Genomic DNA, 13,505 nt, shown 5'->3' on the forward strand with positions numbered 1-13,505 from the left:
TAAGTGATTAGCACCTTAGAAGTATTGATACAAAGAACAATAACGATATTGCTAAGCATGGGCTATAACCTTGAATAAAATCTAGAAGTAATCATATTATTAATTAATCACAATATTTTTGTCAAAACAAATGGAAAGGAAGAATAACAATGTCAAATGATGCAATTGTAATTTTAAACGGCGCACGTACCCCAATGGGTGGCTTCCAAGGCGCTCTAAAAGACGTGAGTGCGACCGACTTAGGTGCAACAGCGATCAAAGCCGCTGTTGAGCGCTCTGGTGTTAGTCCGGATAATATTGATGAAGTAATTATGGGCTGTATCTTGACCGCTGGTTTGGGTCAAGGCCCTGCCCGTCAGGCCATGCGTAAAGCAGGGTTGTCTGATGCGACTGGTGCTGTCACCATAAACAAGCTTTGTGGTTCAGGTCTAAAAGCAGTCATGCAAGCACATGATGGTATCAAAGCTGGTAGCTTTAATGTCGCGGTTGCTGGCGGCATGGAGTCAATGACCAACGCACCTTATCTCATGCCAGGGTCACGTGGCGGCTACCGTATGGGTCACAAAGAAGTCAAAGATCACATGTTCTTAGACGGTCTAGAAGACGCTGAAACTGGTAAACTAATGGGTATGTTTGCTCAAGAAATGGCCATTGAAAAAGGCTATACCCGTGAGCAGATGGATGCGTTTGCTATCGAATCTCTAAATCGTGCCCTAACAGCTATCAAAGATGGTCACTTCTCAGACGAGATCACGCCTGTTACCTTTGAAACCCGCAAAGGCGAGCAAACGGTCGACACTGATGAGCAACCAGCACTTGCAAACGCTGATCGCATCCCGACCTTGCGTCCAGCATTTGCGAAAGACGGTACGATTACTGCCGCTAATGCTAGCTCAATCTCAGATGGTGCTGCTGCTGTCGTAGTCATGAAAGAGTCACAAGCGAAGGCCGAAGGTCTTGATTATCAAGCGCGTATCGTGGCGACTGCTTCAAACTCGCGTCATCCAAGCGAATTCACCATCGCACCGATCGGTGCAATCGAAAAAGTATTGACGGGTGCTGGCTGGTCAGTGGCAGATGTCGACCTATGGGAAATCAACGAAGCCTTTGCGATGGTCACGATGGCTGCTATGGACGAGCTAAAAATCGACCATGCTAAAGTAAACGTCGAAGGCGGCGCTTGTGCCCTTGGTCACCCAGTGGGCTGTTCAGGTGCGCGCATCCTAATAACGCTTATCAACTCTCTAAAACGTACTGGCGGTAAAAAAGGCGTTGCTACGCTATGTATCGGTGGCGGTGAAGCGGTAGCGGTTGCTATCGAATTGCCATAAGCATCAACCGTACTGGAACGTCGTTTTTTAAATAGAACGCACGATCTGATCTTGTATGTATGTCTTACTCAAAAACCGCACTGCTAATTGCTCTGCGGTTTTTTTATGCATAAAAGTTCTTAATATAGTCAGGTCAATATAAAAAAGAGACAGCGTGACGGATATAAATTTTTTGTAGCCTCTGTCTGCGTAGGTACAGCAAGCAAGAAAAATTTGTACCAATCACGCATCATAATGTCGTGTATCCATTTTATTTAGTAGCGACTATAGATGAATAATGTTCTTTACAGTAAGAAATCCTTAACTCAAAAATATATATTTATCCTGTCTTTTACAGCCTATTACATGCAATTACTTCAAGCGCACACTTTGCTACCTTGCTCATGTATCTCATCTGAAATCATGATGTTATGATAATTACAAGTTGATGTAGAAGCTATTTAACAACGCTAGCTACAGTACTTGATTTTAGGAAAGCAATAAAAGCTCCATAAAAATAATGATTGTTTTAAAAAATTTAGCTTTATGACAGAACCGTTAATCATTTACTCATATAAAAGGAAGACAATAATGAGCCAACTAATTCGTTTAAAAGATATTCAAGCTACCCACCGTGATCTTATTGGTGATGACTATTATGACCCAACAGGCAAAGTAGCTTATGGCGTCAATGAAGAAAAAATCGGTAAAATTGAAGGCGCTCTAGTAGAAGATACGACTGGCCGCATTCGTTATTTAATCGTTGATGCAGGTGGTTGGTTTAGCTCAAAAGAAGTATTAGTGCCAGCAGGTTTAGCACGTATCGTTGGTGATGACGTATTCTTTGATAGCTTAACGCAAGCACAAGTAGAAGCAATGGACGTCTACGATCACGACTATCAGTATAGTTATAAAGAGCAATATGAAAAAGATCGTCAATCATTCGTTGCTGACAGCGTACCAACAGAAGAGCGTATGGAAATTGCTGAGCATAACTACGAAGCGCCAAACACGCTAGAGCTGCTAGAAGAGCGTCTGACTGTTAACAAAGACCGTATCGTCGCTGGTCTGGTAAAAGTTGGTAAGCATGTCGTTACTGAAGAACGCAACGTCGATGTTGAGCTAGAAGAAGAACACGCTAATATCGAACGTACCAATGTCGACCGCCCTACGGATCGTCATATCGGTGACGTGAATGGTAATGAAAGTATCGAAGTAGAGCTATCAGCAGAACGCGCTCGCGTCGGCAAAGAAACCTATGTTTCAGAAGAAGTAAACGTCGGTAAGACGACTGAACGTCATACTGAAACCATCGTTGATACCATTCAACGTGAAGAGTTAGACATTGATCGTGATGGTAATGTGGTTGACCGTGAAGGCAATATTGTTGACCGCGACGGTATCACCGCTGAAGATGTACGCCGCGCTCGTGGCATGTAATATGCTAAAAACAGTCGCTGGTTGTTGCAAATTAGATAAGCAAACAAGCAGCAAGTGACCGTTACTAGCAGCTGAGTATTTTACTTAGCTTAGAAAGGCCAGAGCTCGTCTCTGGTCTTTTTTTATGTTGGAGGGTATTTTTTATAGCTTGGCATGTGTCATAAGTTGGTACAAATTTTCTCGCTTGCTGTGTGCTTTTCATTCCAAAGATTTCGATAAACTTATCCCACCAGCACTGTTTTTTGAAATAAATCGACGATATGATGACGTTAACCGTCATTGGTAAAATTGATACTTTATAATAAAAAACCTTCAACAATGTATTTTTGGAATCTATTTACTAATAACAAGGAAGACTAAAATGACAGCTAATAATGATAATAACCGTTTAAACCAACCAGTGAATACTGAGGAAACGCTAGCAACTGACACAAATACGCCTATTGCTGATCATGGTGTTGAGACTAAACAAAGTGGTGAAAATGAACTTACTGCGCCCAATCATGACAAAGATCCGCTTACTGCTTTGAACCAGAGAGGAAATGGCGGGCGTTTAGAATTACTAGAAGAACGCCCTGTCATCAACAAAGAACGCTTAGATGTAGGCAAGGTAACTGTCACTAAGCACTCTCGAACCAAGACTATTCAAGTGCCGATTGAGTTAGTAGAAGAATATATTACCGTCCGTACTGAGTATCATGATGCTGAAAGTCAGGATTTACTGTCGGGTAATTACGATGATAAAGACATACTGCGCCATGTTGAGCCATCACTTGACAGCAGAGCAGTTATTACTATCAATGATAAGCAAGTTGAAATCGGTGATGAGTCCGTAGAAATCGTCTTATCGCGTCAAGTGGCGACCATCACCAAAGATACCTATGTCATTCAAGAAGTTGACGTCAACAAAAGCACGCATACGCATACTGACCGTATTGAAGTCGAGCTCAAGCATGAAGAGCTAGAGGTAACAGAGGAAGGATTTTTGGAGCATGAGCGCACACCTACTCATAAAAAATAGATGGCCTTTGTGAATAACTCAAAAATCAGATATAAAAAAAGCAACGACAACGTTGCTTTTTTCTTGATAGCTTACTGATAGCATTCACAAAAATAAAAGTATAGTCGGTTCAATATAATTTGGATACAAGGAAGGCAAGTGAAAGTACTACAAATAGTAGACTAAGCGAGCCTGACACCGTATCTGATTTATAAAGGACTGACTATAGCAAGGAAAACGAATGAAAGTACTACTTACTGTAGACTAGACGAGTTTGACGAAGCTAGGGCGTGTCCTCATTTTGCTTTTTGGATTTGGTATTATTATGATGTTTTTTTACATTCATAAGTGCTCACATTAGCGGCATCTGCACCTGCTGTTCGCATCACACCGGTTTCGCGCGCTTCATGTGCCACACGCCACTGAACAAAACCTGCTTTCCCATCCATACCAGTCGCGGCCTCAAATACTTCAGGATTGCTGGCATCATTGGTTTTCATCAAGGTTGCTGTTCCTTGAGCGGTAGCAAGGACCACTTGGTTATCAGCGTCTTTATAAGTCGCTTCAACTTGTAGTTCAGGGGCACACAAATAATTTATTTGTGTCACACCACCATTCACTGAGGCAACCGTATCGTTCTCGACCTGACTGGCTGACGCATCTGTAGGAGCGACGATCACATCATTAGGTTCGGCAGGGTCAGCAGACATAGGCACAGATTGTTCCGCACTTATATCGTCTTCTAGGCTTTGTTCAGGCTCTTGCTTTTGCTGACAGGCACTAACGGTTAGCGCGCCAGCCAATAAAGCTGTCATCGCAACAGAGGTACGCAACTGTTTTAATCGTTCTAAACTCATAATACTCTCCCAAATAGATATGCTAAACACTATAGCGTGTCCATAAATTCACGCCTATGCTGAATTTGTAAGTAATCAATACAAAGTGTTTGGGCATTTCATAAGAGCATGCTCCGACCATAAAATACAGTTTAACCATAAAAAGACGCTCTAACGAATATAAGAAAGCCCCTATCTGAATTAGATAAGGGCTTTCTTATTGATTTATCAGTCTATAAGCACGAGGTTATGACAACTAATGACTAGATTTTGCCATGGCACTGTTTATACTTAAGTCCTGAACCACAAGGACAAGGTGCATTACGGCTGATGTTCATACCAGCGTAAGGGTTGGGTTCATTAGCATGACCACCATTGCCAGCCACAGCAGCACTCATGCCAGCTGCCGCAACACCGCCACCAGTGCTCCGGTTCTGTGATTGCGGTTGACCAGCTGGACTGTTTGAGCTACTATCCAAATTATCCACATCATCATGCTCGAATTGCATGCGCATATGCGCAGCATTCTCACGCTGCTGAATCTCTAATGCTTCTAACTCTTCTTTGGTTGGAATATGCACACGTGATAAATCTTGTACGGTCTCTGATTTAATCGCCCCTAGCATCATTTGGAACAACTCAAATGATTCACGCTTATATTCTTGCTCAGGGTTTTTTTGCGCATAACCACGCAGATGAATGCCTTTACGCAGCTGATCCATTTGCGTCAGATGTTCTTTCCAATGTTTATCTAGGCTCTGAAGCATAAAGTGACGCTCAAGCTGGGCAGCATCCTTTTCTCCCATCTGCTCACGGCGACCATGATAATGATCCAGTGCTGTCTGAATGATTTTGGCGCGTAGCCCTTCTTCATCCAGGCGGCGATCTTCATCTAGCCAATCATTAATCGGCATTGATATCTTAAACTCATCTTCAAGCTCATCTTCTAGACTGTCAACATTCCATTGGTCATCGATAGAGCCTGGCGGAATAAATTGGCTGATCATGGCGTTATAGACTTCATGATGCATGATTTCAATGGCTTCTAACAAATCCATATCTGCTAACAAATCATCGCGCTGACCGTAGATGACTTTACGCTGCTCATTGGCAACATCATCATATTTGAGCAAGTTTTTACGCGCATCAAAATCGCGGCTTTCTACTTTGCCTTGGGCGTTTTCAATCGATTTTGAGACCATTTTATGCTCAATGGCTTCGTCTTCTTTGAGACCCATGGCACGCATCATATTCACGACACGATCGCCTGCGAAGATACGCATCAAGTCATCTTCGAGCGATAAAAAGAAACGTGACATACCAGGGTCACCTTGACGACCAGCACGACCACGTAGCTGATTATCAATACGGCGCGATTCATGACGCTCAGAACCAATGATATGCAAACCACCCGCGGCAACGACTTGGTCATGCCTAACTTGCCATTCCGCTTTGAGGCGCTTCATCTCTTCTGGGCTGACAGAGTCAATGTCTTCGATAAACGACTGCCAGTTACCACCAAGAATAATATCTGTACCACGACCCGCCATGTTGGTGGCAATCGTGACAGATGTTGGGCTACCCGCTTGCGCGATAATTTCTGCTTCACGCTCATGCTGCTTGGCGTTTAGAACGTTGTGCTTGACGCCTTCTTCATCGAGCAAATAAGACAATTCTTCACTGGCTTCAATCGTCGCCGTACCCACCAAGACTGGCGCACCTTTGGCTTGAATTTCTTTGATTTCGCGGATGATGCCTTTGTATTTGCCTAACTTGGTTAAGAAAATCTGGTCATCCATATCGATACGCGCAATTGGCTCGTGCGTTGGGATAACGATGACATCTAAGTCATAGGTTGACTTAAATTCTGCCGCTTCAGTATCAGCCGTACCCGTCATACCAGATAATTTTTCATACAGACGGAAGTAATTCTGGAATGTCGTTGTTGCCAGCGTTTGGTTTTCTGCTTGAATTTCAGCATTTTCCTTGGCTTCTACCGCTTGATGCAGACCTTCTGACCAGCGACGACCGGGCATGGTACGACCAGTATTTTCATCAACGATGACCACTTCGCCTTCATCAACGATGTAATGAACGTTTTTGACAAACACATGATGAGCACGAATGGCAGCTTGTACGTGAGCCAACAATGGCAAACGGCTTGGGCTATATAAACTTTCGTTTTCGCCAAGCTCGCCCACTTCGATTAAGAAGCGCTCAATTTTTTCATAGCCTTTTTCGCTAATCTCAATCTGACGGTTCTTTTCATCAATCCAAAAATCTTCTTCTTCGTTGTTCTTGTTGGCTTCTTCGTCCTTTGAACGGATTAGCACAGGAATAATGGTATTAATCAACGCGTACATACGTGAAGAATCTTCGGCTTGACCCGAGATAATCAGCGGCGTACGAGCTTCATCAATTAAGATAGAATCAATTTCATCAATAATACAGAAGTTTAATGAGCGTTGCTTTTTCTCGCCTAAACTAAACACCATGTTATCGCGTAGATAATCAAAGCCGTATTCGTTATTGGTACCGTAAGTGATATCGGCTTGATAAGCATCAATCTTTTCTTGTGGTGGTTGCTGCGAATAAATGACCCCAACTGTCATGCCCAAAAAGCTAAATAATGGACGGTTCAATTCAGCATCACGCGCTGCTAAATAATCGTTGACCGTGACCAGATGCACGCCTTTACCGCTGATGCCATTTAGATACATGGCTAAGGTACCCATTAAGGTTTTACCCTCACCGGTTTTCATCTCAGCGATTTTGCCTTCGTGCAAGGTGATACCACCGATCAGCTGCACATCGTAGTGACGCATGCCATTGACCCGTAGTGACGCTTCACGGCAGACGGCAAACGCTTCTGGTAACAATGCATCTAAGCTCTCGCCTTTTTGATGGCGGGCTTTAAACTCTTCGGTTTTTTGCTGTAATTGCTCATCAGACAGGGCTTGTATTTCAGCTTCTCGTGCGTTGATCTTGCTGACCACTTTGCGCATGCGCTTTAGTTCGCGGTCGTTTTTGGTGCCAACGACACTGCCTATAATCTTTGATAACATAATTTTTTGACCTATGGAAATATTCGATAATTAGTGCGCATTAGCTAAGGTTTAGTGTGCTGCCTTGTCATCCTTGTCATCGCCCGACTAAGTAACGCTTAACAAAGCACTGATTAACAAAGCACTCATGAATAAGATACTGCCTGATAACATGTCGCCTAATGAAGTATCGCCCAACTAAGTGTGCCGTCATTATATATGGTTATGACGCTGATGGATACAAGGGCAACGAGCAGATATTTGCTGACGTAAAAGTGGCGCAGGACGTGTTAAAATAGCGCTTATACCTTTAAGCTACTTAGCTTTTGAACGCCTCGTTCAAAGCCATAGTTTGATGACTATTCATTCTTATAACCACATCATTTCACCCATCGTAAACTCATCTAAGAACCACAAGAGACCGTGCATGACTGTCAAACCAATCGCTCAAAGCCCTCATTCACCTGAACCGTTAGTCATAGGTGACGCCGTTTATCATTTAGCAGACCATACGCCAATGATGGTGCAATATCTAACCATGAAAGCCAATTATCCACAAGCGCTACTGCTGTACCGCATGGGTGATTTTTATGAGTTATTTTTCGATGATGCCAAGCGCGCGGCACAAATATTGGACATCACGCTCACTCGCCGTGGTACGGACAAAGCAGGCAACACGATTGCGATGGCAGGCGTACCGTTTCATGCGGCTGACAGCTATATGGCAAGGCTGATTGCGGCTGGGCAGACAGTTGTCGTCTGCGAGCAAATCGACGAATCAACCACTGGCAATGCAAGTAATAAGTCCAATACGCCTACGATGGGCGATAAGCAAAAAAAAGATAAAAGCAAATCGACCGCTGGCAGTATTATGCGCCGTGAAGTGGTCAAAACTCTGACGGCAGGTACGATTACCGATGATGCATTGATTGCGCCAAACCATACCCCTACTGTGGTCGCCATTGATATTGCTATGCCTAAATCGAATAGCAATCAGCCACTACAAGCTGCCATTAGCCAAATGGATTTAGCTGCTGGCACGTTGACTACCCAAAGCCTAGCAGCGGATAAAAATGATATCGAAGGCTTACAAACCCAAATGCTCACGGTGCTCGCACGCTTTGCGCCCAGTGAATGTATTATTAGCGAAGCGCTTAGCGAAATACTCAGTGATAGTATTAGCGGTACTGATGCAGACTGGCTGCTGTGGCTACGTCAAAACCTTGACTGTCCTATTATCGAAGTGGCGGCAAATGACTTTCATCGTGAGCATGCCAGCACAACCCTCTGTCAGCAGTTTGGCGTGCAACGTCTAGATGGTCTAGGAATTAGTGATGCACCGCTGGCGCAATCTAGCTGTGCTGCGCTTATTCATTATGCGCGGCAAACGCAGCAACGTCATGTGCCACAAGTCAATCAGCTTATCGTCGAGTATAATGATGATTATCTGATTATCGATGCCAATAGTCAGCAAAACCTCGAGCTATTTACGCCTGTCAGCAACAGCGGCACTTCATTGATATCGGTGCTGAACCATTGTCAGACCCCAATGGGTAGACGATTACTGGTACAGCAGATGAAGCGCCCTTTACGTCAACATTCACGTATCAATATGCGCCTAAATGCGATAACCAGTCTTTTGCAGACAGACAATCAAACTGACGAAAATAAACATCTGAAGCAAAATTTAGAAAATAATTCGTTAGTCAGTAACTTACGCGAGACCCTAAATGCCATCGGCGATATTGAGCGAATCAGTAGCCGAATCGGTCTGATGAGTGCCAAACCTCGTGACTTACGTAAGCTTGCCGACGGTATCGCCAGTAGCGCGCAGATTACTACTCTACTGATAAATTCAGGCATTAGCCATGAGCAGTCAGGACTGTTGCCGATGCTGATGCAGCAATTACCCGACCAGTTACCTGCGGTACAGTCCGTCGCCGAGCTGATTGAGCGTGCCATTATCGCAGAACCGCCCGCCCATATTCGTGATGGTGGTATGCTTGCAGCTGGCTATGATGAAGAGTTTGATCGTTTGACTCATCTGCATGACAATATCCAAGTGACCTTAGATGAGATGGTAGAGCGTGCACGTCAAGAGAGCCAATTACCCAGTCTAAAAGTGGGCTTTAATAAAGTCAGCGGTTTTTATTTTGAACTCCCAAAAATGCAGGCAAAAAATGCACCGGCGCACTTTATCCGTCGGCAAACGCTCAAAAGCAGCGAGCGTTTTATTACTGATGAGCTAAAAGATGTCGAGACCGAGTATCTGAGCGCACAAACCTTAGCATTGACTCGTGAAAAGCAGCTATATAATGAACTGTTAACCATTTTAAGCAGCCATTTAGCTGAACTACAACAGCTGAGCGCTGCGATCGCCCAGTTAGATGTGCTTAGCAATTGGGCACAGCTTGCAACCATTTATAACTGGCAACGTCCGATAATGAGTAACAACTCAAAAGATGATAGTGGCTTAGAAAGCGGCTTAGAAAGTAGTCACTCGAAGAATGGCTTGAATAATAACAGTCAAACCAGTATCGATATCAAAGCAGGTCGTCACGTCGTCGTCGAAGCCGTACTAAATCCAACTAATATTGGAAATCGTACCAATCAAAAAAGTCATGCAAAACATACTAGCCAGTTCGTTGCCAATGATTGCGCACTTGGTAGCGCTGAAAACCCTGAACGCCTGTTAATGATTACTGGTCCTAATATGGGCGGAAAATCGACCTATATGCGTCAAACGGCTCTTATCGTCCTACTTGCACACTGCGGTAGCTTTGTCCCAGCAGCGCGTGCTCATATCGGTGATATCGACCGTATCTTTACCCGTATTGGCTCGGCTGATGATTTAGCGGGCGGCAAATCCACCTTTATGGTGGAGATGATTGAAACTGCTAACATCCTGAATCAAGCAACGAATAAATCACTTGTATTGATGGATGAAGTTGGGCGCGGTACAGCTACTACTGACGGTCTGGCAATTGCTCATGCCTGTGTCAATCGCTTAGTCGAGATTGGCTGCCTGACCTTATTTGCCACTCATTATTTTGAGCTGACACAATTGTCAAAGGATGGTGAAGCCAATCATGCTAACATTCGTAACGTCCATGTCGCTGCCAGTGAAGTCGATGGTCAATTGCTACTACTACATCAAATTCGCAAAGGTGCCGCCAGCTCTAGCTTTGGATTACACGTCGCCAAGATGGCTGGCATTCCTATTCAGGTATTGAATGATGCCAAACGTTATTTAATAGACAACTTGAAAATAGATAACTTGAAAATAAATAGCGTAAAAACAGAAAATGAAAAAGTTGTCATTGATAAAGTTGATGACAAAAATGAATTAGCTAAGTCAGTAAAGGATAAACGCCAGCAGACTTATAATGGTCATCCTCTAGACCAAGAGGTGAGCCATACTACTCAAACATCAAACACACTCAATAATCCACAGCAAAATCAGCTGTTTAGCTTACAAGATGAACTAAGCGCCATCAACCCTGACAATCTAACACCGAAGCAAGCACATGACCTTCTCTATCATCTTAAGAAATTCATTAGTCATTAAAGGGAATTGTCAAATAGCCGTAAAGGCGCTAAAATATGCCTTATTTTTCAACTATTCTATTTTGCTCAATCCAATAACAGGTAGACATCACTATGACCTTTGTCGTTACAGATAACTGCATTCTTTGCAAATACACCGACTGTGTGGAAGTCTGTCCTGTGGACTGCTTTTATGAAGGCCCAAACTTCCTCGTAATCGACCCTGATGAGTGCATCGACTGCGCGTTATGCGAGCCTGAATGCCCCGCCAACGCGATCTTCTCAGAAGATGAAGTACCAAAAAATCAAGAAATGTTCACTCAGCTAAACGAAGAGCTGGCGCAGAAATGGCCAAACATCACTGAGATGAAAGGTCAAATGCCAGAAGCTGAAAAGTGGGATGGCGTACAAGGTAAGATTCAATATTTAGAGAAATAGCTGACTAGAAATTTTCATACTGCTCAAGCTATAGGCTAGCGTTATAGCTACAAGAATTGGGTAAATATAACGCGTCTATATCGCTACTACAGCTCCAAGAGCCTGAACTTGTGCGTAGCCACTCTATTTTTTTGCCTAATAGTTTCGGGTTCACCTGATTAGATACGATGGCAGTAATACTGGTCGTCAATGTCAGTGGATTACTCAGTTGTGCTACACCCATGTTGTTGGGTAGAACAACCCCTACTTGTGAGCCACCTACTATCAGGTTGGAAGCCGATGCGCGTGGATCACAATCATTCGTTCCTAACCCAATCACTGTCCGACCTGTCTGTATACATTCTTCTACTGTCAGTCGTAGCTGTCCAATCTCATTAATCACTCTCGTCGCTTGGGTCTTGCCAATATAAATCTGATATTGAGGAATAGCAATCGCAGCTAATATACCGATAATAGCCACCACAATCATCAACTCAATCAAAGTAAAGCCCATTTGGGTCAGGGAGTGACGATTTTGAGTCGTTTTAATAGTAGTCATGGCATTTGTATCAAGTTATCAAAGTTAACCTAATATTGCACACCATGTGCCATCACTCCTTTAAAATAGATGATTAATGGGTTAAATACTCATATATCTTCGTTTTGAGATTATGATCCACTCCTGTATCTGGCGTACCGTTACTCAATAATGCAATCACCCTGCCGCGCTCATCTACTGCAACTAACGTTGATAACCCTAATAAGCTACCATCTCTATAATAAACAGTGGCAGATTTCGAATTTGGTTGATAAGGGAGCATTGCATAACCATAGCACTCCTCTGTTACATCACGCATATTACAGATTATATCAGCATCCAATGACGTAATATTTGGAGCGGGCTTTTTTGCCATTTTCCAAACTTGCTGCGCCAAGTCTTTTGCATTACCTGACAGCCCTGCCGATGATGCCAGCGCATCATAATCAAACGCGGTATAAATATCAGCATAACCAGTCAACCCTGTTTCTAAATAATTATAAGTTACTTCATCATCCATCGCTGCGTTCGATACAAAACGTAAGCTAGTATCCGAAAAATTGTACTGCTGCGTAATGATATCTTTATAGGTTTTATTTTTATTCAGTCGACTAACCACTTCACCCAATAAGCAGTAGCCTAAATTGGAATAGCTGGTTTTGCGGCCAGGCTCAAAGCCAAGCTCAATATCATTCAAACCATCTAGATGATTGGGGCAAATATCCTTGCCGATACCAAACATATCCTGACCAAACATACTATAACGATCGAAACCAGCTCGATGTAGCAATAACTGACGGATAGTGATATCGTTGATACGGGCATCTTTTGGTGAATCAATCTCGGTGATGATTGTGTGCAATTTAGTGTCTAGCGATAGCTTGCCATTCTTTATAAGTGATAAAACTGCATCTGACGTCCATAGCTTAGTTATGCTGGCATAACGAAAGCGTGTTTGTTCAGTAATAGGCATCGATATAACTGGATATCGTCCTACATAGCCATTTTCGCAGTGATATAAATTGCCACTTGAATCAATATACGCAATTTGATTGGCGGGAGCATTATTATGGCGGGTTTGATACTTTAACATATCGGCTAGCCATAGAGGACTACCATCACTACAGCTGATATTGGCGACAGACAGTTCGGCACGTATTGGGTAGGTCTTTAGCCATAGCTGACTACGAGCGGATGTATTCACATAATAATAGACAATCAGAGTAACGATGGCCAGTATAAATAAGAGCTTGAGAATATATACAGCATAAAATTGTTTTTTATTTATATTATTAAGCAGCATGACTAAACCATTTGAATTTATGTTAAATTTTTTACAAAAAAATAAGCTAAGATGACTCTTAGCTTATTTGC

The 13,505-nt window shown here is 43.2% G+C and carries 9 protein-coding genes; 5 read left to right on the forward strand and 4 right to left on the reverse strand.

The features are described 5' to 3' along the window. Positions 1 to 149 precede the first annotated feature (149 nt). From AAEY72_RS10920 to AAEY72_RS10930, 3 genes are all read left to right on the forward strand, one after another. Positions 150 to 1,331, forward strand: a complete 1,182-nt coding sequence (locus AAEY72_RS10920; protein WP_194620760.1) for a thiolase family protein — start codon at positions 150 to 152, stop codon at positions 1,329 to 1,331. 570 nt (positions 1,332 to 1,901) lie between these two features. Beyond that, complete coding sequence (locus AAEY72_RS10925; protein ID WP_189582981.1) at positions 1,902 to 2,750, forward strand: DUF2382 domain-containing protein; 849 nt, start codon at positions 1,902 to 1,904, stop codon at positions 2,748 to 2,750. Between the two features lie 361 nt (positions 2,751 to 3,111). After that, positions 3,112 to 3,771, forward strand: coding sequence for a YsnF/AvaK domain-containing protein (locus AAEY72_RS10930; RefSeq protein ID WP_352310540.1), 660 nt, complete (start codon positions 3,112 to 3,114; stop codon positions 3,769 to 3,771). Positions 3,772 to 4,073: 302 nt separating this feature from the next. Here the strand turns inward: AAEY72_RS10930 and AAEY72_RS10935 are convergent, their stop codons facing one another. Continuing rightward, a complete protein-coding gene (locus AAEY72_RS10935) occupies positions 4,074 to 4,607 on the reverse strand; it encodes a hypothetical protein (RefSeq protein ID WP_352310541.1) in 534 nt (177 codons plus the stop codon). 242 nt (positions 4,608 to 4,849) lie between these two features. Next, positions 4,850 to 7,651, reverse strand: coding sequence for a preprotein translocase subunit SecA (gene secA, locus AAEY72_RS10940; protein WP_194620756.1), 2,802 nt, complete (start codon positions 7,649 to 7,651; stop codon positions 4,850 to 4,852). A gap of 406 nt (positions 7,652 to 8,057) precedes the next feature. Here secA and mutS point away from each other — a divergent pair, with 406 nt between their 5' ends. After that, positions 8,058 to 11,198, forward strand: a complete 3,141-nt coding sequence (gene mutS / locus AAEY72_RS10945; RefSeq protein ID WP_352310542.1) for a DNA mismatch repair protein MutS — start codon at positions 8,058 to 8,060, stop codon at positions 11,196 to 11,198. A 92-nt stretch (positions 11,199 to 11,290) separates the two neighbouring features. After that, complete coding sequence (gene fdxA, locus AAEY72_RS10950; RefSeq protein ID WP_352310543.1) at positions 11,291 to 11,614, forward strand: ferredoxin FdxA; 324 nt, start codon at positions 11,291 to 11,293, stop codon at positions 11,612 to 11,614. A 28-nt stretch (positions 11,615 to 11,642) separates the two neighbouring features. On the opposite strand, the gene AAEY72_RS10955 is transcribed toward fdxA, so the two are convergent. Both AAEY72_RS10955 and AAEY72_RS10960 read right to left on the reverse strand, forming a co-directional pair. Continuing rightward, entirely contained in the window at positions 11,643 to 12,152 is a 510-nt protein-coding gene (locus AAEY72_RS10955) for a pilin (protein WP_194620753.1), read from the reverse strand. A gap of 73 nt (positions 12,153 to 12,225) precedes the next feature. Next, positions 12,226 to 13,335: a serine hydrolase domain-containing protein gene (locus AAEY72_RS10960; protein ID WP_352310544.1), complete on the reverse strand. Its 1,110-nt coding sequence runs from the start codon at positions 13,333 to 13,335 to the stop codon at positions 12,226 to 12,228. Between the last annotated feature and the right edge of the window lie 170 nt (positions 13,336 to 13,505).

The organism is Psychrobacter sp. W2-37-MNA-CIBAN-0211, from assembly GCF_040309405.1.
Classification (GTDB): Bacteria; Pseudomonadota; Gammaproteobacteria; order Pseudomonadales; family Moraxellaceae; genus Psychrobacter; species Psychrobacter glaciei.